The organism is Paenibacillus sp. 1-18 (assembly GCF_000520755.1).
GTDB lineage: Bacteria > Bacillota > Bacilli > Paenibacillales > Paenibacillaceae > Paenibacillus > Paenibacillus brasilensis.
On the sequence record NZ_ASSB01000277.1, the window covers coordinates 1 to 1,220 of the forward strand.

Annotated in this window: 2 protein-coding genes; both read left to right on the plus strand. The window is 38.6% G+C overall.

Features of this window, described 5'->3' with window-relative positions:
- Positions 1 to 892 (plus strand): phage portal protein (locus L693_RS31565; RefSeq protein ID WP_231503689.1); only part of this gene is annotated, 892 nt, incomplete at its 5' end.
- 63 nt (positions 893 to 955) lie between these two features.
- The gene (locus tag L693_RS32145; RefSeq protein ID WP_268794278.1) at positions 956 to 1,081 is read left to right on the plus strand and encodes an SHOCT domain-containing protein; all 126 of its coding nucleotides are present in this window, start codon (positions 956 to 958) and stop codon (positions 1,079 to 1,081) included.
- Positions 1,082 to 1,220 lie beyond the last annotated feature (139 nt).

Sequence of the window (1,220 nt, forward strand, 5' to 3'; positions counted from 1 at the left end):
CTTAGTGTCCAAGTTCACTAAGGGGCTAAAGAGAATTCAACAAGGGACTACCTTAGTAAAGGTGGTTCTGTTCTTTATTCAAACAACAGTTACATTGCCCATTTTGAAAGGAAGAACCTATTTGCAAATAAACGAACAAATCATATTAAAGTGTCTAAATGAGCTCCAATCGGCTGCATTAGCCAAACAGAAATATGCAGATTACTACAATGGCCAACATGCCATTCTCAAGAACTATGCCATGCAAGAAAGCAGAAGCAATCAAAAGCTCATTTTCAATTTTCCACGTAAGTTCGTAGATAATGAAGTGGGCTATCTGCTCGGTAAGCCAGTAAACTATGTGTCCAAGTCAGATCAGGATAAAGCCATACATAATATAGATGTACATATGAGTCATTGGGACAAAGAGCATAATCTACAGCTTCGGAAACAATCTGAAATCTTTGGTGAGAGCTTTGAGTTAAACTATATTGATTCGGGTGGCCAGTTTTCAGCCACAGTATTGTCTCCTTTGAATGCGTATGTGTTGGAAGATGGAACAGCAGAACGAAATGTATTACTAGGCTTACATAAATTTACCCGTCGATTCGATAAGCAAGTGTATTTGGACGTGTATACAGACTATGAAATTATATATTATACAATCGGCAGTGATAGTAGATCTAATCATGGAACGGAAGTGTTTGACCAGTCGGTAGAGTGGAGCCTACGAAATAAAGATGATTCAACTCCTATCATGGGAAGCATGACAGCGAGTACAGGAAATAGCGTGACTGTGAAAGCCGGAAGCAGTAGTGGCGCAATCAATAAAGCCCTTGCACTGACTGCCACCTTAGTAAACGATCCTAGCATTACCATAGAAAAGACCATCAATCTTAAGAATTTATTCTAAGCTTTATATCTATACGGCTTGCCTTTGTGGTGAGCCATTTTTATTTCAAAGGAGCACATACATATGCAACGAAAATCCATCGACTACTTGCTCAGTCTGAGCCTATTAAAACAATTAAGATCACAAAATGTAATTACAGAAGAAGAGTTTATAGCCATTGATGAGCTTAATAAAAAGTCTTTCAAGTAGCTATCACATGGACAGAAATGGACTTGATGGTGTACCGCACGCATTATAACATGTGACCGTATAAAGAAGATATCGAAGGGAGAAACAACTATGGCACAAGCCACAACCGCAAAAAAAGTCGTCGTTGTTCCCATTAAAA

Excerpts from the sequence above, each read along its gene's own strand:
- L693_RS32145 (WP_268794278.1), top strand. The coding sequence starts at position 956 with ATGCAACGAAAATCCATCGACTACTTGCTCAGTCTGAGCCTATTAAAA.